We start from the raw sequence: 19,197 nt of genomic DNA, 5'->3' as shown, positions 1-19,197 counted from the left end.
CCCTGATAAAGGCTGTTACTTTGAAAACTCTTGGGCGAGCTCTTTTGCACGGTGAGCGGCAGCAGCCACAGCCTCGCGCATGATGTCTGGAAGTTGACGCTCTTGAAACACTTGCAGGGCGGCTGCTGTTGTGCCGCCTTTGGAGGTAACCCGTTGACGCAGCACATCAGGGGTGTCGGGTGAGAGCGTTGCCAGTTGGGTGGCGCCATGAAATGTGGCCAAAGCGAGCTGGCGGGCATGCTGGGGCGACAAGCCCTGCTCGACGCCTGCAGCAATCAGGGCTTCGAGAAACAAAAATACATAAGCTGGCCCACTGCCAGAGACTGCGGTTACCGCATCAATGGCTGCGTCGTCTTCTACCCAAAGCACGTCGCCAACCGAGCGCAGTAGGGTCTCGGCCAATTGGCGATCGGGATCGGTCACCCCAGGCAAGGCGGCCATGCCGGTCATACCGCAGGCGATCAGGGCCGGCGTGTTGGGCATGCAACGGACAACCTGTTGATAGGGGGTAGCGTCAGTGCCCAGCCACCGGGCAATTGCTTCGGCGGGGATGCCCGCTGCAATACTGATCACCAGAGTGTCGGGGCGCAGCCAGGGCCGGCAAAGCGGTACCACCTGTGACATGATCTGCGGCTTGACGGCAAAGAACCATACTTTGCACTCGGACAGGCGTGCAGAGGGTTCGGCAGCCGTGGTGGTGCCTTGGGTTTCCCATTGCTGCCGGGTATCGGCGCTAGGGTCGATGACGTGAACATCCTGTGCCAGGCAGCTTCGGCCCATCAGGCCGCTGGCCAGGGCGCTGGCCATGTTGCCACCCCCCACGAGTGCCAGTGAAAGATTATTTTTTTCCATAGCGCTGTATTGTACGAGCCCATTTGCTTGCGGGAAACAGGGATTGTCAAATCTGACCAGAACTGTTCACAATAGGTACCTATAATGCCCCGCATCCGCCACGGCATAATTGGTGGACACCCTCAAGGAGATTTCAATGGCATTTCGTATTTCTCGTTTGACGATGCTTGCGGCCCTGCTGGCCAGCGCCGGAGCAGCCAATGCAGCAACCGACATCACGTTCTGGCATTCCATGGAAGGTCCCCTCGGAGAGCGCGTTGACGCTATCGCCAAGGATTTCAACGCAAGTCAGTCGGATTATGTTGTGCATGCGGTGTACAAGGGCGCCTATGGCGAATCCATGAATGCTGGTATTGCCGCGTTCCGTGCAGGTAACGCGCCCGATATTCTCCAGGTGTTTGAAGTTGGCACAGCCACGATGATGTATGCCAAGGGGGCTGTACAACCTGTGCAGGCCTTGTCTGAAAAAGTGGGTGATCCTATCGATCCATCCGGTTTTCTGGGTGCAGTAGCCGGTTATTATTCGTCGCCCGAAGGCAAGCTGGTGTCGATGCCGTTCAACAGCTCCACCCCGGTGCTGTATTACAACAAGGATGCTTTCAAAAAGGCGGGCCTCGATCCCGACAAACCACCCAAGACCTGGCCTGAGCTTGCCGATGCAGCTAAAAAGCTGCGTGCTGCAGGCATGGAATGCGGGTATTCCACCGCATGGCCCTCCTGGGTTTTGCTTGAAAACTTCGCTGCCTGGCACAACGTTCCGTATGCCTCGCTGGATAATGGTTTTGGTGGTTTAGGCGCACGGTTGCAACTGGATAGCCCTCTGTTTAAAAAGCATCTCACCTTTTTGTCCAATATGGCCAAGGCCGGTGAGTTCACCTACGGGGGCCGGGGTGATGCCGGCAACGCCCTGTTTACGTCGGGCAAGTGCGGCATGTATACCGGTTCAAGCGGCATGCGGGCGTCCATTCTCAAAAATGGTCAGTTTGCTTTCGGCACATCTACCCTGCCCTATTATCCCGATGTCAAAGGCGCGCCACAAAACTCCATTATTGGCGGCGCATCATTATGGGTGTTCTCCGGCAAGTCGGATGCCACCTACAAAGGGGTAGTCAAATTCTTCAAGTTTCTATCCAGCCCTGCACAAGCTGCAGCCTGGCACCAGAACACTGGTTATGTCCCAGTCACCAAAGCAGGCTACGAAGAAACCAAAAAGTCCGGTTTCTATGAGAAAAACCCTGGTACGGAAGTGGCCGTGCAACAGCTCAATGCCGATACTACTGCCAATTCTCGAGGCATCCGGCTGGGATATCTGCCCCAGATCCGCGATATTGAAGACAGCACAATGGAGCAAATCTTCGCTGGTAAAGTCAGCCCCGAGGATGGGCTGAAGAAGATGACCACCGAAGGCGATGCTCTGTTGGAACGTTTCGAGAAGAGCGTCAAGTAATTCATGGAAAAACGCGTCGTCTTCCGTCACAAGACCCTGCCCTGGTTGTTGTTGGCTCCGCAGCTGGCCATCACTCTGGTTTTTTTCTTTTGGCCGGCCGGGCAAGCCATGTGGCAGTCGTTTCGTCTGGAAGACCCGTTTGGCCTGTCCTCACAGTTTGTGGGGCTGGCCAATTTCATGGCTTTGTTCTCCAGCGCCGATTACCTGGCTTCGTTCCGTACGACAGCCTGGTTTTCGGCCTGGGTAGCCATCGGAGGTCTGTCCATTTCGCTGCTGCTGGCAGTAATGGCAGATCGTGTGGTTCGCGGGGCAACAGTTTATAAAACCTTGCTCATCTGGCCCTACGCAGTGGCCGCTGCGGTCGCAGGGGTGTTATGGCTGTTTCTATTTTCCCCCTCAGTGGGCATTTTGGCCGTTGCCATGGTTCAGATGGGGCTGCACTGGAACCCCCGCCTCGACGGCGAAGATGCAATGGCGCTGATTGTCTTTGCATCCATCTGGAAGCAGGTGTCGTATAACTTTTTGTTTTTTTTGGCGGGCTTGCAGTCTATCCCCCGCTCATTGATCGAGGCGGCTGCCATTGACGGTGCCGGGCCTGTGCGGCGGTTTTTTTCAATCGTATTTCCCCTGCTGTCCCCCACCAGTTTCTTTCTCCTGGTGATCAACTTTATTTATGCCTTCTTTGACACATTTGCGGTCATCGATATTGTCACGCAAGGCGGCCCCGGGCGCGCCACGGACATCCTGGTTTACAAGGTATATAACGCCGGGTTCAAAGGTCTGGATCTCGGCTCTTCAGCGGCGCAATCGGTCATTCTGATGCTGATTGTTATCGCCCTCACTGCTATCCAGTTTCGTTATGTCGATCGCAAGGTCAACTACTGATGGAGGCGCGTCAATATGGTTGAACGCAGGCCCCTGCTCGACCTCCTCTCTCATGCTGTCCTGATTTTGGGCGTGGTGGTGATTGCATTTCCGCTTTATGTCGCGTTTGTGGCTTCGACACAAACTGCACAAGAAGTCGCTCAGGCACCCATGTCGCTTATCCCCGGCGGGCACTTCCTGGAAAATTACTGGACCGTCCTGACAGGTAATGCGGTAAACACGCCGCCCGTGGGCCGTATGCTGTGGATCAGTACATTCATGGCACTGGCCATTGCCATTGGCAAAATCTTTATCTCGATGCTTTCTGCGTTTGCGGTGGTTTATTTTCGGTTTCCGCTACGCATGCTGTGCTTCTGGATGATTTTTGTGACGTTGATGCTGCCCGTCGAGGTACGGATTGCGCCTACCTATGCGGTCGTGGCCAATCTTGGCATGCTCAACAGTTACGCAGGCCTCACCTTGCCGCTGATTGCTTCTGCTACCGCTACTTTTTTATTCCGACAGTTTTTCCTGACGGTGCCCGACGAGCTTGTTGAAGCGGCCCGTATCGATGGGGCCGGCCCGATGCGGTTTTTCAAGGATATTTTATTTCCTTTGTCGCGTACCAGCATTGCCGCCCTGTTTGTGATCCAGTTTATTTACGGCTGGAACCAATATCTATGGCCACTTATTATCACCACCCAAGAAAACATGTATCCGGTGGTGGTCGGCATTCGCAGGATGATTGCAGGCGGTGATAGTGTCACCGAGTGGAATCTCGTGATGGCAACTGCTCTGCTGGCCATGGTGCCGCCTGCTGCAGTGGTGATTTTCATGCAGAAATGGTTCGTCAAGGGCCTGGTCGATACCGAAAAATAGGATACACAACCACATGGCAACCCTGAGCTTTCGCAATGTGCGCAAGACTTACCCTGGCGGCGTAGCCGTCATCCATGGCATCGACATGGATGTTCGTGATGGCGAGTTTGTCGTCATTGTGGGCCCTTCTGGCTGTGGCAAATCCACATTGATGCGGATGGTGGCGGGCCTCGAATCCATTACGGATGGCGAGATCATGATTGGTGATCGTGTGGTCAATACGCTTGAACCTGCCGAGCGTGATATTGCCATGGTGTTTCAAAATTACGCGCTCTACCCTCACATGAGCGTATTTGACAATATGGCATATGGGCTCAAGATCCGCCGGATGAGTAAAGAAGGCATTCGCCGCCGTGTGGATGATGCCGCCCGTATTCTCGAGCTCGATCAATTGCTGGATCGGCGCCCCCGTCAGTTATCTGGTGGCCAGCGGCAGCGCGTGGCCATGGGGCGTGCCATCGTCCGAGAACCCTCGGTTTTTCTGTTTGATGAGCCATTGTCCAATCTTGACGCCAAATTGCGCGTGCAGATGCGGCTGGAAATCCAGAAACTGCATCAACGGCTGGGCACTACCAGCCTTTACGTGACACACGATCAGGTTGAGGCCATGACGCTCGCACATCGCATGGTGGTCATGAACCAGGGGATCCCAGAGCAGATTGGCACGCCATCCGAGGTCTTTGAGCGCCCGGCCACTGTCTTTGTGGCCAGCTTTATTGGTGCTCCACCGATGAATCTTCTCCAAGTGCATATCGACGATCAGAGGCATGTGCAAGGCCCGGATGGTGTTGCCTTGCCGGTCAAGGCGCCGGTGGGGCTGGCTGCAGGCACACGCAAAGCGATACTGGGTTTGCGCCCCGAGCACCTGCGCATCAATCAGCCTGGGCTTCCAGTGGTTATTGAGATGGTTGAGGTATTGGGCTCCGAGCAACTGGTGCACACGCGCTGGGGCACGCAAAGTGTGGTGTTGCGTTGTACGGTGGCAGAAACGCAGGGACAAAAGCTTTCTGTTGGCGACAAAATCAACCTGGGCCCTGACGGCCAGCATCCTGCGCATTGGTTTCATGCTGACACCGGTAAACGGATTGAAAGCCCGGCAGGTGGTGCCTGATCATTAGCCATGCAGTTGTTTGATCACTGAAACACTTGAATAAACAAGGCCCTCGAAATGAGGGCCTTGTTTTAACTGCATGAAGCCAGGATTACTTGAATACTGTCTTCGAGCCGTCAGCGTGCCAGGTGAACACATCAAACTTGAAGGATTTCAAGTCGCCCTGTTTGTTCCAGGAGATGTTGCCAATTGGTGTTTTGACGGAATTGCTATGAAGCCAGGCGGCTACCTTGGTGGGGTCGTCTTTGCCCGCACCCTTGATACCTGCCACGATGGCGTCCACTGCAGCGTAGGCGGTGAGCTGGAATGCTCCACCTGGATTACGGTTTTTGTCTTTGAATGCCTTGACCACAGCCGCGTTGGCGGGATCGGTGGTGAAGTCGGCAGGCAGTGTGACGAGCATGCCTTCGACAGCAGGGCCGGCGATTGCGTTGATGTCAGGATTGCCTACACCTTCGGGACCCATGAACTTGGCTTCCAGGCCTTGTTCGGCACCTTGCCTTAACAGCAAGCCCATTTCGGGGTGATAACCACCGTAATAAATAAAATCTGCACCGGCAGCCTTGAGCTTGGTGATCACGGCGGAATAATCGCTGTCACCCGCGTTGATACCTTCGAACATGACGACTTTTACGCCGGCTTTTTCGAGATCGGCCTTAACAGCGGAAGCAATGCCTTGACCATAGGACTGTTTGTCGTGCAGGACGGCGACAGCTTTGGGTTTGATCTTGGTAGCAATGAACTCGGCAGCCGCGGGGCCTTGTTGATCATCGCGACCAATGGTGCGGAAGATCATGTCGTAGTTTTTGCCATCGGTGACGGCCGGAGAAGTGGCAGATGGTGACACCATGACCACGCCTTCGTTGTTATAGACCGGTGCTGCTGCAATGGTGGCGCCCGAGCACACATGTCCTACGACGTAGTGGATTTGCTCGTTGACCACACGGTTGGCAACGACAGGGCCTTGTTTGGGCTCGCAGGCATCGTCCATGACGACTGCCTCGAGTTTGTTGCCCAGCACGCCGCCGTTTGCATTGATGGTCTCGATTGCTGTATCTACGCCCTCTTTGACCATATCGCCATATTGCGTCAGTGCCCCGGTGTAAGGCCCCGCGATGGCGATCTTGATTGTGTCAGCGGTCGCCGCGGAAGACATCATCATGCCGGCAACCAGCCCTATTGCGGCAACTGTCGGCGTCAAGCGAATGTTCATACAACCTCCTTTGAAAGACTCAGAAAGAATACACGAAACCCCCGTGTGACGGTTCACGTCACGTACGGGGGTTTTCCCGAGATTATTTAGGAGGCAGCGCCCGGATGTGTGCCGGAAGGTTTATGCCAGCAGGCTGCGCAACATCCAGGCATTTTTTTCGTGAACGTCCAGACGCTGGGTAAGGAGGTCGGCAGTGGGTTGATCATTGACTGCGTCGGCAATCTTGAACGCTTTGCGGGCGGTCTTGGCCACGGCTTCGTTGCCTGACACCAGCATCTGAATCATGTCCTGGGCATTGGGCACTGAGGTGGGCTCGGCGATTGAACTCAAGCGAGCGTATTCGGCGTAGGTGCCGGGCGCATAGTGGCCCAGAGCCCGGATGCGTTCGGCGATCGCGTCCAGTGCCTGCCAGGCCTCTGTGTATTGCGTCATGAACAGCTGGTGCAGGGTGCTGAACATGGGGCCTGTGACGTTCCAGTGGAAATTGTGCGTCATCAGATACAGAGTGTAGGAATCCGCCAGTGTGTGGGCGAGTTCTGTGGCCACAGCGGCGCGATCTTTGTCAGAGATGCCAATGTTGATGGGCAATCCGGAGGGGCTGGTTTGAGCTTGTGTGGTTGATGTCTTTTTAGATGCTTTTGCCATGAAATACTCCGTTTTAGACGATGTGCTTACACAATAACATGGTGCCAAGGGTGCAAAATACAAGGGTGTGCAAAAAACTGAAACCTTTGCAATCCGTTAATTCACTAATACTGCGGAGGACACAGATTCGTCCAAATAACTGACGCCGGGCATCTTGCAATGGCGGACGGCCTCGGCCAATGCTTCAATAGCCGCCAGTCTGGGGAAGCTTTTACGCCAGACCAACACCACTCGCCGATCGGGCGCGGGCGGGTCAAAGGGGATAAATCGCAGCAATTTGCTTTCGGATCCCCGTACCTCGATCGCACTGGCGGGCATCACGGTAATTCCGATCCCTGCCGCCACCATATGCCGAATGGTTTCGAGGGACGAGCCTTCGAATGTGCGTTGGATTCCCTCGCTGGCTGCCGAATATCTGGAAAGCTCCGGGCATACTTCAAGAACCTGGTCGCGGAAACAGTGGCCGGCGCCCAGCAGCAACATGGTTTCTTCTTTGAGGCGCTGCGATGGAATACTGGTTTCGTTGGCCCAGGGATGCCGGTGAGGCAAGGCTACAAAAAAGGGTTCGTCATACAGTGCGCATTGAGCCAGGCCCGTCTCCGGCAAAGGTAGTGCCACGATGGCGCAGTCGATTTCCCCCTGACGCAGCAGTTCAAGCAGGCGGGTGGTGTAGTTCTCCTGCAGGAGCAAGGGCATCTGTGGTGTGCGACGAATCTGTTCGGGCACCAGATAAGGCAGCAGGTACGGCCCTACGGTGTAAATGATGCCGACTCGCAAGGGGCCTTCCAGCGGATCGTGCCCCTGGCGGGCAATCTCGCGCAAATTAGCGCCTTCTTCCAGCACCTTTTGGGCTTGCGCCACCACTTTCAAGCCAACGGGGGTGATGCCGATCTCGGCCCCACCACGCTCGAAGAGCACGACGCCGAGCTCTTCTTCGAGTTTACGAATGGCGACCGACAGGGTTGGCTGGCTGACAAAGCACGCCTCTGCCGCCCGGCCAAAGTGGCGCTCCCGGGCAACGGCAACAATGTATTTAAGCTCTGTCAGCGTCATACGAGTCCTCTTGCTAGCTGTTGAGGTATTGAGTGGCCCCCGCCATCCAGCGTTGCTGGTGTGCGCGGGCATGTTCCGGATAGTCCGTGCGCAGAGTCTGCGCGGCTGTACGGGCGTGCTCCAGGAGATCTTCGTCCACGTTGAGGTCGGCAAAGCGCATCAGCAACGGGCCGGATTGCCGTATGCCGAGGAGTTCTCCCGGGCCGCGTTGCGCCAGATCCCGGCGGGCGATTTCAAAGCCGTCTGTGGTTTCATACATGGCGCGCAGGCGGTCGCGTGCGATGGCGGAGAGGGGTGAATGATAAAGCAGGACGCACGTGGATTCCTGAGCGCCCCGCCCTACTCTGCCACGCAGTTGATGAAGCTGAGCCAGACCAAAACGCTCGGCGTGTTCGATGACCATCAGGCTGGCGTTGGGTACATCCACGCCTACCTCAATGACGGTGGTGCTTACCAGCAAATGGATTTCACCGGCACGAAAGCGCCGCATGGTGTCGGCCTTCTCGACGGCAGGTAAGCGGCCGTGCATCAGGCCGATATCGAGGTCAGGCAGCTCCGCGCACAAGTGCTGCCAGGTATCCACTGCGGTTTGCAACTGCAAGGTTTCGCTTTCCTCAACCAGCGGGCAAACCCAATAGGCTTGCTGGCCCAGGCGCACTGCTGTCGCCACATGAGCCAGAACCTCATGGCGCCGTTCGCTGGCAAACAGGCGGGTTCGAACCGGCTTACGGCCGGGAGGCAACTCGTCGATCACTGAAACGTCCATATCCGCAAAAAACGCCATGGCCAGGGTTCTGGGAATGGGCGTGGCACTCATGCTGAGCTGATGCGGTCGTACTGTGTGGCTATCACCCTTGCGGCTGAGCGCCAGCCGTTGTCCGACGCCGAAGCGATGCTGTTCGTCGCTGATGACAAGCCCGAGGCGTTGAAACTGGACTTTATCCTGAATCAGCGCCTGTGTGCCCACAGCAATCTGCGCGGCCCCAGAGGCGATGGCCTGCATGGCGTCGCGCCGGGCGGCAGTGGATAAGTGTCCTGTGAGCCAGGTGACCGCCACGCCAAGAGGTTCAAACCATTCGGAGAGTTTGCGCCATAGCTGTTCGGCCAGGATCTCTGTGGGTGCCATGACGGCTACTTGCACCCCGGCGTTGACCGCCTGCGCGGCTGCAAAAGCGGCCACCAGCGTTTTGCCGCTACCGACATCACCTTGCAGCAAGCGATGCATCGGGTGAGACTGGGACAGGTCGGCCTGTATGTCGTTGATGGCGCGTTGTTGCGCGTCCGTGGGTGTAAACGGCAGCGAGGCCAGCAGTTGCTTGCTTAGTGTCTGCTTTTGCCGCAAGGGTTGGGCCATCTGAGCTTGTCTGGCGGCACGGGCATCTGCCAGTGCCAGTTGTTGAGCCAGTAGTTCGTCAAATTTGATACGCCGCCAGGCGGGGTGTTGGTGGTTGACCAGTGACGATAGAGAGATGTCCGGCCCTGGATGGTGCAGCAATCGCAGGGATGTCGCGAAGTCTGCCAGTTGATATTCTTTGCACAAGGCTGCCGGCAAGGTGTCTTGCAGATTGGTGCTGTCCAGTGCGCGGGCGATGGCCTTGCGCAAGCTTGCCTGAGACAGCCCCTGGGTGGTTGGGTATACCGGCGTCAGGGTCTGTGGCAGCGGTGTGTCGGGTTCTGTCAAAAGCGGATGCACAAGCTCCGGCCCTTGGTAGCCCATACGGATCTCACCGCGCACACGTACACGCCTGCCCGGCGGTACGCGTGACAGCTGGCCGGGGTATACGTGCAGCCAGCGTAGCGCGAGGCGTCCCGAATCATCCGCCAGTGTGGCGTGCAGTTCGCGTCGGGGTTGTGTACGCAGATGGCTGTCCAGGATCTCGCCTTCGAAGACGGCATGCGTGCCACCCTGCGCCTGTGCGATTGGCGTGATGCGGGTCTCGTCTTCGTAGCGCAGGGGCAAGTGGACGATAAAGTCCGCTGCGGTGTTTAGCCCCAGGCGTTGAAATAGCCGGGCCTGCTGTGCAGCAGGCGTCTTGGCACCTGACTTTACCGTGCGGGAGTTGCCGGCTGCCGCCGTCCGTGATGCCATTAACGGGTGGCTTAAAGCGCCAGAACGGCTTCTACCTCGAATTGTGCACCTTTGGGCAGGCTGGCGACGCCCAAAGTAGAACGTGCCGGGTACGGCTGGGGGATGATCTCGGCCATGATTGCATTGGCACTGGCGAATTTGCTGAGATCAGTCAGAAACAGGGTGAGTTTGACGATATTGTCGAGTGTGCCGCCTGCGGCTTCGATGACGGCTTGCATGTTGGCAAAAGACTGGCGTACCTGCCCTTCGAAGTTTTCCGAGACGAGTTCTCCGGTGCCGGGCTCGAGACCAATCTGGCCGGACAGAAAGACGAGTTGTCCGGCCGGCACTGCAACGGCCTGTGAGTATGGCCCTACTGCGGCAGGTGCTGAGTCTGTGTGTATGATGGCCTTGCTCATGGGATTTCCCTGAAAGAATTACATAACTATCAGAGTTTACAGATCAATAGCCAAAAATAAAAGATGGCTTATTTTTCTGCAAATGCGCGTTCGTAGACGTAGTCGCCGGGTTCGCCTACGCCTGGAGATACCACAAACCCGCGGGCATCAAGCATGGAACGGATGTCATTAAGCATGGCTGGACTGCCACAGATCATGGCGCGGTCGCGGGTGGGGTCCAGGGCCGGAAGCCCGATATCCTGGAATATCTGGCCGGTTTCCACCAGCGTAGTGAGCCGGCCCTGGCGCACATAGGGTTCTCTGGTAACTGTGGGGTAATAAATCAGCTTGTCGCGTAGAAGCTCGCCAAGGAACTCGTCGTTGGGCAAGTCTCGGGTGAGGTAATCCGCGTAGGCGAGTTCGCTGGTGAAGCGCACCCCGTGCATCAGAATAACTTTTTCAAAGCGCTCGTAGACGTCGGGGTCTTTGATGATGCTCAGAAATGGTGCAAGGCCGGTGCCGGTAGCAAAAAGGTACAGATGTCGTCCGGGTTTGAGGTCGTCAACCACCAGCGTGCCCACGGGTTTCTTGCTAACCAGTACAGCGTCTCCGGGTTGCAGATGCTGCAGGCGCGAGGTAAGTGGCCCGTCTGGTACTTTGATGCTGAAGAATTCGAGATTTTCTTCGTGGTTGGCGCTGGCAATGCTATAGGCGCGCATCAGCGGCTTGCCTTCTACTTCTAGGCCCAGCATCACAAAATGGCCATTATGAAACCGCAGTCCGGGGTCCCGGGTGGTCTTGAAGGAAAACAGGGTGTCGTTCCAGTGGTACACACTGAGGACGTGTTCAGAAACAAAGGCAGCCATGAATAAAACCGGATTTTGAAGAAAATAAAAGCAAGAATACCGATTTTAGACTATTTGCCTGTTGGCTCGCCCATTAGCCCGTCTTGTTTTGCGGATGTTGCGCCGCTGTCCGGAAAATCCAGGCCTAATTCGCGGCATTTACGAGACAGCGTGTTGCGTCCAATGCCTAAAAACTCGGCAGCTTTGCCGCGGCGCCCTTCTGTGGCCTCAAGGGTGGTGACCAGCAGCAGGCGCTCGATTTCCTGTTGCAGAGACGCCATGGTCGGGGCCCCTGGGGCTTTCAGCCGGGCGCGGGCCTCAGCTTCGAGCGCTTGCTGCCATAAAGTGCCAGTGGCTGGTTTGGCAAGGTGGTCCTGCCCGGACACGTCTGGTGGCAGATCTTCGAGGGTAATCAGGGCGCTGGCTGTCATGACGGTAAGCCACTGACAGATGTTTTGCAGTTGCCTGATATTGCCTGGGTACGAGAACTTTTGTAATGCCTGCAGGGCGTCCGGATGCAGTGATCTGGGTGACAGGCCCAGACTGGCGGCAGATTGCAACAGAAAACACCGGGCCAATTCGGGAATGTCCTCGGGTCGCTCCCGCAAGGCAGGCAAGCGTAGCCGGATAACGTTGAGCCGATGGAACAGGTCTGCACGAAACAGCCCTGCTTCCACCCTTTCTTCAAGTGGCTGGTGCGTGGCCGCGATGATGCGCACATCCACCTGGATCAGACCGCGCCCACCAACCCTGTAAAAGCTGTTGTCCGCCAGAACCCGCAACAGGCGTGTCTGCAGGTCTGCGGGCATATCGCCGATTTCGTCCAGGAACAGCGTGCCGCCATGGGCCTCCTCGAAGCGTCCGCGGCGTGCCTGTACCGCCCCGGTGAATGCTCCTCGCTCGTGTCCAAAGAGCTCGGCCTCAAGTAGGTCGTGGGGAATTGCTGCTGCGTTGACGGCGACAAAAGGACCTTGAGCGCGTAGGCTGTGCTGGTGCAAGGCGTGTGCCACCAGTTCTTTGCCAGTACCCGATTCGCCTGTGATCAGAACGGTGGCGCTGGTACGTGCCAAGCGGCCAATTGCCCGAAAAACCTCTTGCATGGCAGGTGATTGGGAAGGTAGGAGGGTGTCTTTCGTCTCTGGTCCATCGCCACTGATGTGTGATGCGGTCTGATTGGCCAGCAGCCCGCCCGGCGCGTCTTTTTGTGCTGATGCGCTATGAATTCCCGCCGCCGAACGTGCTGCACGGGAGATGAGATCGACGGCCGTCTGAATATCAAATGGCTTGGCCAGGTAGTCGAATGCCCCTTGCTGAAAAGCGGCCACTGTGGTTTCGAGATCCGTATAGGCGGTCATGAGGATGACCGGCAGTTGCGGATACTGCTGGCGTACGGCTGTCAGGACGGCCAAGCCGTCTGGGCCGGGCATCCGCACATCGCACACCAGTACGGCTGGTACCTGCCCCACCTGGTTGGCACCTGCCTGGCCAAGGGCATCAAGCAACGCGGTGCCGGTTTCGAAACTGCGTACCTCCCAGCCTGCCATTTTCAGGGCGCGGTCCAGTACCCAGCGCATGCCTGGTTCATCGTCGGCAATCCAGACAGTATTCATGAGGCACCCACAGGCAGCAGAAGACGGAATACGGTGTGTCCGGCTTCGGAATCATAATCAAGCACCCCACCGTGTGCATGGGCGCATTCTTGGGCCAGGTTGAGCCCCAGGCCGGTGCCTGTAGCTCTTCCGGTGACCAAAGGATGGAAAATCTTGTCGCGCAGCATGTCGGGCACCCCCGGCCCGTTGTCCTCGATGGACACCAAAACGCCCAGACGGTGCCGCCCCTGCAGCAACACTGGTTGCCGGACAATACGTGTGCGGATGCCGATCGTGGGTGTTGGTGTATCAGGCGACTCTGAGGCTGCCTGTGCACCGTTGCGTACGATATTCAAGACGGCCTGCATCAACTGGTTTCGGTCACCCAACAGTTCTGGCAATGAGGCGTCGTAATCCCGGGTGATTTTCAGGGCACTGCCAAACTCCAGGCCAGCCAGTGCCAATGCGCGTTCGCAGATTTCATGAATATTGAAGTATTGGCGGTCGAGCACCTGGTGTTGCGGTGAGACCAAGCGGGTGACGAGATCTGCCAGGCGATCCGCTTCCTGGATGATGACCCGGGTGTAGTCCTTCAGTCCTGGGTCGGGGAGTTCGATATCCAGCAACTGGGCGGCAGCCCGCAAACCAGCCAACGGGTTACGGATTTCATGTGCAAGATTGCGCATGGTCTCTCTTTGAGCCGCCCGTTCGGCCAGCGCCTGTTGCTGGTCATCCAGTTGGCCTGCCTGGTGCGCCGGGATCTCGATAATGCTTGCCCAGGGCTGCCCAGGGGCAGACGTTTTTAGAACGTGCGGGAAGCTCTTGAGAATGGGGGCTGCCAATTGACCCGTCAGTTGGCGGGCAGACAAGCCCAGTAAATCCTCGCAGGCGCTGTTGATCCAAATGATTTTCCCGGACTCATCCAGCAGCAGCACTGCTGTCTGCAGCCAGTCGAGCCCGGGCGTATCCAAGATGCCCTGCTTATAAAGTGTAGTAAAGGTCGAATTCAACAGGATGCGGAGTGACGCGCAGACGGTTGAGCTCGGACTCTTTAAGATCAAGGTAGGCGTCCAGCAGGTCGTTGCTGAATACACCACCACGCGTGAGGAAATCCCGGTCACGATCAAGAGCCTCGAGGGCTTGCTCAAGTGAAGAGCAGACCGTCGGGATCTTGGCGTCTTCTTCGGGCGGCAGGTCGTAGAGGTTTTTGTCTGCAGGGTCGCCGGGGTGGATCTTGTTTTGCACCCCATCCAGGCCTGCCATCATCAGGGCCGAGAAGGCCAGGTAAGGGTTGGCAAGGGGGTCGGGGAAGCGGGCTTCCACACGCCGTGCCTTGGGATTGCTGACATAGGGAATGCGGATGGATGCCGAGCGATTGCGGGCTGAGTAAGCCAGCTTGACGGGGGCCTCATAGTGAGGCACCAGACGCTTGTATGAGTTGGTGCCTGGATTGGTGATTGCGTTGAGCGCCTTGGCATGATGGATGATGCCGCCAATGTAGTACAGGGCGAACTCGGACAGCCCACCGTAGCCGTTGCCTGCAAACAGGTTTTGGCCGTCTTTCCAGATGGATTGGTGTACGTGCATGCCGGAGCCGTTATCTCCCACCACGGGCTTGGGCATGAAGGTGGCTGTTTTGCCGTAAACGTGGGCCACATTACGGATCACGTATTTCATGGTTTGCGTCCAGTCGGCGCGCTGAACCAGTGTGGAGAACCGCGTGCCGATTTCGAGCTGGCCGCAGTTGGCGACTTCGTGGTGATGGACTTCGACCGGCACACCCATTTGTTCCATCAGCAGGCACATCTCGGAGCGGATATCTGCAAATGAATCGATTGGGGACACGGGTACGTAACCACCTTTGATGGCAGGCCGGTAGCCCAGATTGGTGCCGTTGGCGTCATCGGCGTTGGACCAGGCGCCTTCGTTGGAATGAATTTTGACAAAACTGCCCGACATATCGGCGTTCCAGCTGACGCCGTCGAACACAAAGAACTCGGGCTCGGGGCCAAAATAGGCTGTATCGCCCAGGCCGCTGGATTTCAGGTAGGCTTCGGCGCGACGAGCGAGGGATCGCGGGTCGCGGTCGTATCCTTTGAGATCGGAGGGTTCGACCACATCGCAGGTAAGAATCAGTGTGTTTTCTTCGCGAAACGGATCCATACGGGCAGTTGTCGCGTCGGGGATCAGAAGCATGTCGGATGCCTCGATGCCCTTCCAGCCTGGCAGGGACGAACCGTCGAAGGCCACGCCGGCCTCCATGCGATCTTCGTCAACCAGGCCAGCGGGTACCGTAAGGTGATGCTCCCGGCCCATGGTATCGGTGAACCGGAAATCTACAAACGCAACCTCGCGTTCTGAGATCATGTGGACGACGTTTTCAGGGGTAGACATACGGGCTCCTGGGCCAAATGGGAAAAAGATGTTGTCTTGAAAAATACACGGCAGCTTGTGGTGCCAGTACCAAAACCTACAAGCAAGCTTCATGCCAGGTATTGCTTCAACCCTGACACCGCTAAAAACGGGCATGTCCTGCAGCGAATGAGTGCATTGCATGCCAAGAAAATATATTTTGGCACCAAAATGGTGCATCACATAACTATTCATGCTCCATTTTGTTGCAGGGTTGTGCCGCGAAGCGCAAAGACTTAGTGCAGGAACTCCATTTGGAGATCGTTCAGGAAGCGCCAGCCTTGCGGGGTGGCCTGGATACGGTTAAGCCCTGGCTCTAGCAGACCACGCTCGGCTGCGCGGCGCATGTCCGGCAGAAGCGACATTAATGACAAGCCCGTGCGCTCGATAAACAAACCACCCTCGACACCTTCACGGAGCCGCAATGCGTTGAGCATGAACTCAAAGCCCAGATCTTCGTGTTTGAGCGTGCGCTCTTCGACAATGTGTTTCCCCGTGCGCGCCTCCGCGAGACGCATCCATGCATCTGGCATCCGGGCACGCGCCTGGCGGATAATCCGGTTTTGAAATGAAATCTTGGAATGTGCCCCGGGCCCAATGCCAAGGTAATCACCAAATTGCCAGTAATTGAGGTTGTGCTGACAGATCTCTCCGGGGCGGGCGTAGGCCGAAACCTCGTAGCGATTAAAGCCCGCGGCTTGTGCGAGTTCGGCCACGCGATCCTGCATGGTGGCGCTGAGCTCGTCACCAGGTACCGGTGGCGGATACTTGGCAAAAACTGTATTGGGCTCAAGCGTCAGATGGTAGAGCGACAAATGGCCTGTGTCATACGACAGGGCTTCCTGGATGTCGCGCTCGCATTCGGCAAGCGTTTGTTGCGGCAGTGCAAACATGAGGTCGAGGTTAACGCGATTGACGGCGCGTTGAGCCATCTCGATGGCCGCACGCGCCTGGGCGGCATCGTGGATGCGCCCCAAGCGCCGGAGCTTGTCATCATTGAAGCTTTGAATGCCCAGAGAGATCCGGTTGACGCCGGCTTGTGCATACCCCTGGAATCGGGCAGCCTCCGCGGTACCGGGATTGGCTTCCAGTGTGATCTCGGTGTCGGGGGGCAGGCTGAGTGTGGCACGCAACAGGCCGATGATTTGATCGATGGCGTCGGCAGACAGCAGGCTTGGTGTGCCGCCACCAAAAAAGACAGTGGATACCTGCCGACCCCAGACATCTGGCAGCGCTTGCTCGAGATCTGCCTGCAAGGCTTGAAGGTATTCGCGCTCGGGGATTTCTCCGCCCTTTCGTTCGTGGGAGTTGAAATCGCAGTACGGGCACTTGTGCACGCACCAGGGCACGTGAATGTAGATGGACAACGGTGGCAAGGCCACCAGGCCCGGGCGGCCTCTGACGCCTGGGCGGCCGTCGTGTTCTTCTTCTTGCGGGACAGGTACCAGTTTCTTCATGGCCAGGTGTGCTCAGGATTTTGAGTTGAAGGATTCGCCCCGTAAGGCTTGCAGCAGCGCCCGAAGTGCTCGTGCGCGGTGACTGAGCATGGTCTTTTGTTCGAGCGGCAGCTCGGCGGCAGTCATGCCCAGATCGGGCAAATAGAATAAGGGATCGTAGCCAAAGCCGTTGTGTCCGCGCGGTGCGGAGAGCACTTCACCGGCCCAACTGCCTTCTACCACGATGGGGCGTGGGTCCAGTGCGCTACGCAGATAGACCAGTACGGCTACGTAAGCGGCGCGGGTGTCGGTGTGGCCTGCCATCTCGGCGATCAGGTGCGCGTTGTTGGCAGCGTCAGAGCGGCTGCCGTCAGTGGCTACGGCATAGCGTGCCGAATGCACCCCCGGAGCCCCCCCCAGAGCAGAGACACAAAGGCCGGAGTCATCGGCCAGTGCGGGCAACCCTGTGATACGACTGGCGTGTCGCGCCTTGGCCAGCGCGTTTTCGACAAAGGTGTCAAAGGGTTCTTCAGCCTCGCTGACGCCGAGTTCGCCCTGTGGCACCATTTCGATGCCTGCAGCCGTGAGGCTGAGGGAGAACTCTTTCAGTTTGCCAGGGTTGTTGGATGCCAGAACAACACGGCTCATTGCGCGGCCTCCAGTGCCTGCTGCTGCGCCAAAATAAGCTGGCGAATGCCGTGGTCGGCGAGGTCAAGCAGTGTGTTGAGCTCTTTGCGCTGGAAGCTGCCGCCCTCGCCTGTGCCCTGCACTTCGACGAACCCCCCTGTGTCTGTCATGACGACGTTCATGTCCGTGTCGCAGCCGGAATCCTCGACGTAATCAAGATCGAGCATGGGTATTTTGTTGACGAGTCCAACGGACACTGCCCCAACCTGCCCGATAAGTGGCTCGCCGGATACCAGCCCTTGTGCCTTGAGGCCCTTAATGGCCAAGGCGGCTGCCAACCAGGCACCGGTAATGCTGGCGCAGCGCGTACCACCATCTGCCTGCAGCACGTCACAATCCAGCTGCAGGGTGCGCTCGCCCAGGGCGGCAAGATCAAAGACTGCGCGCAAACTGCGGCCAATGAGGCGCTGGATCTCTTGTGTACGGCCGCTTTGCTTGCCTCTGGCTGCTTCGCGGTCGCCCCGGGTGTGGGTGGCACGGGGCAGCATGCCGTATTCTGCGGTTACCCAGCCCTGCCCTTTTCCCCTGAGGAAAGGCGGTACTTTGTCGAGCACACTGGCGGTGCACAGTACGCGCGTCTCGCCCATGCAGGCCAGTACCGAGCCTTCTGCGTGGCGCGTATACCCGGTGATCAGTTGCACAGGGCGCAGGGCGTCAGGCGCACGGTTGGCAGAACGGGAGGCAGATACGACAGCGGGTGTGGAGGACATGTGAGAATTTCCAGAATCATGAGCCAGACTACAATATGTTCTTTATTGTAGAGAATCAGAAAGGCACGCAGATGATTCGTAGTATGACGGCCTATGGGGCCAGCCGCCTGGAGTCCGCACCTGGTGCCCTATCGGTTGAAATCCGCAGTGTCAATAACCGCTTTCTGGATCTCAATCTCCGGATTCCAGAAGACCTCCGCTTTGCAGAAGGCTCGATTCGCGACGCAGTGAGTCGTACTGCATTGCGGGGCAAGATCGAAATCCGGCTCAGCTATAGCGCCAATGCCACCGATGCCCCACGCCCCATCGATGAGGCGGCTGTGCAGGTGTTGGCCAAGCAACTAGAGTTTGCCCGTCGCTATATTCCCGACCTCGCAGCGCCCTCACTGGCGGAGCTACCGCGTGAAGGCGTGGCCCGTTTGGGGCTGGATCCGGATGTCTGGCAAACGCTGAGCGATCAGGCGTGCGCTCAGGCACTGCAAGAGTTTCAGGCTGCCCGCGAGCGCGAAGGAGCCCGGTTGGCCCAGGCCATGCTGCAAATGGCCGATGAAGTGGACGTGCTGGTCAAGCGGGTTGAGGCCGAACTCCCCGAGTTTGTGCGCCAGCATCAGGCACGCGTCGCACAACGTCTGCGTGATGCCTTACTGGCAGCGAGCCCCGAAGGTTTTGAAGCCATCAGTGGGGCTGAGCTCACAGCCCGTATCGCCCAGGAGGCCAGTTTGTTTGGTCTGCGGGTAGATGTGGCCGAAGAACTTACCCGGCTGCAATCGCATTTGCAAGAACTGCGCGATATCCTGCACGGCCGACACGTCTCTGCCAGCAGAGGTAGTGGCAAGCGGCTGGATTTCCTGTTTCAGGAGATGAACCGCGAAGCCAATACCCTTGGATCAAAAGCCGCTGCGTTGACGGTTACCGAGGCGGCCATCGACCTCAAACTGCTGATTGAGCAGATGCGTGAACAGGCGCAAAATATCGAGTAGCACAGACT

The 19,197-nt window shown here is 57.5% G+C and carries 18 protein-coding genes; 5 read left to right on the top strand and 13 right to left on the bottom strand.

All coding sequences use genetic code 11. The annotated features are described in order from the left end of the window. Nucleotides 1-15: 15 nt before the first annotated feature. Nucleotides 16-852, bottom strand: a complete 837-nt coding sequence (proC, locus tag WA928_RS04115) for a pyrroline-5-carboxylate reductase (RefSeq protein ID WP_350384056.1) — start codon at nucleotides 850-852, stop codon at nucleotides 16-18. A gap of 136 nt (nucleotides 853-988) precedes the next feature. On the opposite strand from proC, the gene ugpB reads away from it, so the two are divergent. From ugpB to WA928_RS04095, 4 genes are read left to right on the top strand one after another with little or no spacing between them, the layout of a single operon-like run. Further along, nucleotides 989-2,299 (top strand): sn-glycerol-3-phosphate ABC transporter substrate-binding protein UgpB, encoded by a 1,311-nt coding sequence (ugpB, locus tag WA928_RS04110; protein ID WP_417277104.1) that lies wholly within the window; start codon nucleotides 989-991, stop codon nucleotides 2,297-2,299. A 3-nt stretch (nucleotides 2,300-2,302) separates the two neighbouring features. Then, entirely contained in the window at nucleotides 2,303-3,184 is an 882-nt protein-coding gene (gene ugpA / locus WA928_RS04105; protein ID WP_417250876.1) for a sn-glycerol-3-phosphate ABC transporter permease UgpA, read from the top strand. Nucleotides 3,185-3,199: 15 nt separating this feature from the next. Then, on the top strand, nucleotides 3,200-4,042 hold the full coding sequence (gene ugpE, locus WA928_RS04100; RefSeq protein WP_417250875.1) for a sn-glycerol-3-phosphate ABC transporter permease UgpE: 843 nt from the start codon (nucleotides 3,200-3,202) through the stop codon (nucleotides 4,040-4,042). Nucleotides 4,043-4,055: 13 nt separating this feature from the next. Continuing rightward, the gene (locus WA928_RS04095) at nucleotides 4,056-5,153 is read left to right on the top strand and encodes a sn-glycerol-3-phosphate import ATP-binding protein UgpC (protein WP_424299947.1); all 1,098 of its coding nucleotides are present in this window, start codon (nucleotides 4,056-4,058) and stop codon (nucleotides 5,151-5,153) included. A gap of 91 nt (nucleotides 5,154-5,244) precedes the next feature. Here the strand turns inward: WA928_RS04095 and WA928_RS04090 are convergent, their stop codons facing one another. From WA928_RS04090 to rph, 12 genes are all read right to left on the bottom strand, one after another. Beyond that, complete coding sequence (locus tag WA928_RS04090; RefSeq protein WP_424299944.1) at nucleotides 5,245-6,366, bottom strand: branched-chain amino acid ABC transporter substrate-binding protein; 1,122 nt, start codon at nucleotides 6,364-6,366, stop codon at nucleotides 5,245-5,247. A 120-nt stretch (nucleotides 6,367-6,486) separates the two neighbouring features. Further along, nucleotides 6,487-7,011: a Dps family protein gene (locus WA928_RS04085; protein WP_424299941.1), complete on the bottom strand. Its 525-nt coding sequence runs from the start codon at nucleotides 7,009-7,011 to the stop codon at nucleotides 6,487-6,489. A 96-nt stretch (nucleotides 7,012-7,107) separates the two neighbouring features. Beyond that, nucleotides 7,108-8,064 carry a LysR substrate-binding domain-containing protein gene (locus tag WA928_RS04080; protein WP_424299938.1) on the bottom strand — a complete coding sequence of 319 codons (957 nt, stop codon included), beginning with the start codon at nucleotides 8,062-8,064 and terminating at the stop codon, nucleotides 7,108-7,110. 13 nt (nucleotides 8,065-8,077) lie between these two features. Next, on the bottom strand, nucleotides 8,078-10,153 hold the full coding sequence (gene recG / locus WA928_RS04075) for an ATP-dependent DNA helicase RecG (protein WP_424299935.1): 2,076 nt from the start codon (nucleotides 10,151-10,153) through the stop codon (nucleotides 8,078-8,080). Nucleotides 10,154-10,164: 11 nt separating this feature from the next. Beyond that, entirely contained in the window at nucleotides 10,165-10,551 is a 387-nt protein-coding gene (locus WA928_RS04070; protein WP_417250872.1) for a Rid family detoxifying hydrolase, read from the bottom strand. 68 nt (nucleotides 10,552-10,619) lie between these two features. Continuing rightward, the gene (locus tag WA928_RS04065) at nucleotides 10,620-11,396 is read right to left on the bottom strand and encodes a ferredoxin--NADP reductase (protein ID WP_424299932.1); all 777 of its coding nucleotides are present in this window, start codon (nucleotides 11,394-11,396) and stop codon (nucleotides 10,620-10,622) included. Nucleotides 11,397-11,446: 50 nt separating this feature from the next. Next, complete coding sequence (gene ntrC, locus WA928_RS04060) at nucleotides 11,447-12,985, bottom strand: nitrogen regulation protein NR(I) (RefSeq protein WP_424299929.1); 1,539 nt, start codon at nucleotides 12,983-12,985, stop codon at nucleotides 11,447-11,449. Beyond that, nucleotides 12,982-13,935: a two-component system sensor histidine kinase NtrB gene (locus tag WA928_RS04055; RefSeq protein WP_424299926.1), complete on the bottom strand. Its 954-nt coding sequence runs from the start codon at nucleotides 13,933-13,935 to the stop codon at nucleotides 12,982-12,984. The genes ntrC and WA928_RS04055 overlap by 4 nt, the downstream gene beginning before the upstream one ends. A gap of 10 nt (nucleotides 13,936-13,945) precedes the next feature. Continuing rightward, complete coding sequence (gene glnA / locus WA928_RS04050) at nucleotides 13,946-15,358, bottom strand: type I glutamate--ammonia ligase (protein WP_350382862.1); 1,413 nt, start codon at nucleotides 15,356-15,358, stop codon at nucleotides 13,946-13,948. A 254-nt stretch (nucleotides 15,359-15,612) separates the two neighbouring features. Then, nucleotides 15,613-16,833, bottom strand: a complete 1,221-nt coding sequence (gene hemW, locus WA928_RS04045; protein ID WP_424299923.1) for a radical SAM family heme chaperone HemW — start codon at nucleotides 16,831-16,833, stop codon at nucleotides 15,613-15,615. A gap of 12 nt (nucleotides 16,834-16,845) precedes the next feature. After that, complete coding sequence (gene rdgB, locus WA928_RS04040) at nucleotides 16,846-17,460, bottom strand: RdgB/HAM1 family non-canonical purine NTP pyrophosphatase (RefSeq protein WP_424299920.1); 615 nt, start codon at nucleotides 17,458-17,460, stop codon at nucleotides 16,846-16,848. Next, a complete protein-coding gene (gene rph, locus WA928_RS04035) occupies nucleotides 17,457-18,209 on the bottom strand; it encodes a ribonuclease PH (RefSeq protein WP_424299917.1) in 753 nt (250 codons plus the stop codon). Before rph ends, rdgB begins: the two co-directional genes overlap by 4 nt. A gap of 71 nt (nucleotides 18,210-18,280) precedes the next feature. Between rph and WA928_RS04030 the strand changes: the two genes are divergently transcribed. Then, nucleotides 18,281-19,189 (top strand): YicC/YloC family endoribonuclease, encoded by a 909-nt coding sequence (locus WA928_RS04030; RefSeq protein ID WP_424299914.1) that lies wholly within the window; start codon nucleotides 18,281-18,283, stop codon nucleotides 19,187-19,189. The last annotated feature ends 8 nt before the right edge of the window (nucleotides 19,190-19,197 follow it).

This window comes from Castellaniella sp. (genome assembly GCF_049651205.1).
Classification (GTDB): Bacteria; Pseudomonadota; Gammaproteobacteria; order Burkholderiales; family Burkholderiaceae_B; genus Castellaniella.
This window is presented reverse-complemented; position numbering and strand designations above follow the sequence as displayed.

What these genes read in the sequence shown, in the direction of transcription:
- proC (WP_350384056.1), bottom strand. Translation starts at nt 852, where the DNA reads ATGGAAAAAAATAATCTTTCACTGGCACTCGTGGGGGGTGGCAACATG.
- ugpB (WP_417277104.1), top strand. Translation starts at nt 989, where the DNA reads ATGGCATTTCGTATTTCTCGTTTGACGATGCTTGCGGCCCTGCTGGCC.
- ugpA (WP_417250876.1), top strand. Translation starts at nt 2,303, where the DNA reads ATGGAAAAACGCGTCGTCTTCCGTCACAAGACCCTGCCCTGGTTGTTG.
- ugpE (WP_417250875.1), top strand. Translation starts at nt 3,200, where the DNA reads ATGGTTGAACGCAGGCCCCTGCTCGACCTCCTCTCTCATGCTGTCCTG.
- WA928_RS04095 (WP_424299947.1), top strand. Translation starts at nt 4,056, where the DNA reads ATGGCAACCCTGAGCTTTCGCAATGTGCGCAAGACTTACCCTGGCGGC.
- WA928_RS04090 (WP_424299944.1), bottom strand. Translation starts at nt 6,366, where the DNA reads ATGAACATTCGCTTGACGCCGACAGTTGCCGCAATAGGGCTGGTTGCC.
- WA928_RS04085 (WP_424299941.1), bottom strand. Translation starts at nt 7,011, where the DNA reads ATGGCAAAAGCATCTAAAAAGACATCAACCACACAAGCTCAAACCAGC.
- WA928_RS04080 (WP_424299938.1), bottom strand. Translation starts at nt 8,064, where the DNA reads ATGACGCTGACAGAGCTTAAATACATTGTTGCCGTTGCCCGGGAGCGC.
- recG (WP_424299935.1), bottom strand. Translation starts at nt 10,153, where the DNA reads ATGGCATCACGGACGGCGGCAGCCGGCAACTCCCGCACGGTAAAGTCA.
- WA928_RS04070 (WP_417250872.1), bottom strand. Translation starts at nt 10,551, where the DNA reads ATGAGCAAGGCCATCATACACACAGACTCAGCACCTGCCGCAGTAGGG.
- WA928_RS04065 (WP_424299932.1), bottom strand. Translation starts at nt 11,396, where the DNA reads ATGGCTGCCTTTGTTTCTGAACACGTCCTCAGTGTGTACCACTGGAAC.
- ntrC (WP_424299929.1), bottom strand. Translation starts at nt 12,985, where the DNA reads ATGAATACTGTCTGGATTGCCGACGATGAACCAGGCATGCGCTGGGTA.
- glnA (WP_350382862.1), bottom strand. Translation starts at nt 15,358, where the DNA reads ATGTCTACCCCTGAAAACGTCGTCCACATGATCTCAGAACGCGAGGTT.
- hemW (WP_424299923.1), bottom strand. Translation starts at nt 16,833, where the DNA reads ATGAAGAAACTGGTACCTGTCCCGCAAGAAGAAGAACACGACGGCCGC.
- rdgB (WP_424299920.1), bottom strand. Translation starts at nt 17,460, where the DNA reads ATGAGCCGTGTTGTTCTGGCATCCAACAACCCTGGCAAACTGAAAGAG.
- rph (WP_424299917.1), bottom strand. Translation starts at nt 18,209, where the DNA reads ATGTCCTCCACACCCGCTGTCGTATCTGCCTCCCGTTCTGCCAACCGT.
- WA928_RS04030 (WP_424299914.1), top strand. Translation starts at nt 18,281, where the DNA reads ATGATTCGTAGTATGACGGCCTATGGGGCCAGCCGCCTGGAGTCCGCA.